The organism is Flavobacterium sp. UBA4854 (assembly GCF_002399805.1).
GTDB classification, from domain to species: Bacteria; Bacteroidota; Bacteroidia; order Flavobacteriales; family Flavobacteriaceae; genus Flavobacterium; species Flavobacterium ginsengisoli.
In genome coordinates this window covers 112175-112836 of sequence record NZ_DHEI01000028.1, presented here as the reverse complement: position 1 = coordinate 112836, position 662 = coordinate 112175, and the positions used below count along the sequence as shown (strand labels likewise).

At 33.2% G+C, this 662-nt stretch carries 2 protein-coding genes; both read left to right on the top strand.

The features are described 5' to 3' along the window. Positions 1-201, top strand: a 201-nt coding sequence (locus tag B3J44_RS03830; protein WP_286965896.1) for a DUF2461 family protein, incomplete at its 5' end; no start/stop codon positions are given. A gap of 99 nt (positions 202-300) precedes the next feature. After that, a partial coding sequence (locus tag B3J44_RS03825; RefSeq protein ID WP_286965894.1) for a glycosyltransferase occupies positions 301-662 on the top strand: 362 nt, incomplete at its 3' end.

Below are 662 nucleotides of genomic sequence, written 5' to 3'. Positions count from 1 at the left end.
CTAAAAAGCATGCCTCGCGGTTACGAAAAAGACCATCCAGCAATTGAGTTTTTGAAACTGAAAAGTTTTACGGCAACTCAAGTTTACAATGTTTCTGAAGTGATGGAGAAAGATTTCGTAAAGAAAATAAGCCATAAACTTATTGCTTTAAAACCATTAAACGAATTCATCAATCGCGCTTTGGATACTGAAGAATTTTAATTTTATTTGCCACAGATTTCACAGATTCACTCAGATTAATTTTTCGCAACAGTAAAAATCATTTTAATCTTTTTAATCTGTGGCAAAAACAATAACTGAATGAAAAGGAAAATACTTTTTCTTGGAGAATCTTATCGCGCCGATGCTATCACTTGGATGAAAGGCTTGAAAGAATTTGGCGATTTTGAAATTGTCACTTGGGAACTTCAAACATCTAACAATCATAGATTCAAGCGTATTTTAGAGTATTTCTTCTCTCCTCTTTCTATTCGAAAAATCATTAAAAAAGAAAAACCAGATATGGTTATTGCAGAAAGAACAACCAGTTATGGTTTTCTTGCGGCATTATCTGGATCTAAAACTATTGCCATCGCACAGCAAGGCCGAACCGATTTATGGCCTGAGGAATCTAAATTATACCCTTTTAAAAAATTCATTCAGAAATATGCTTTCAAAAAAGC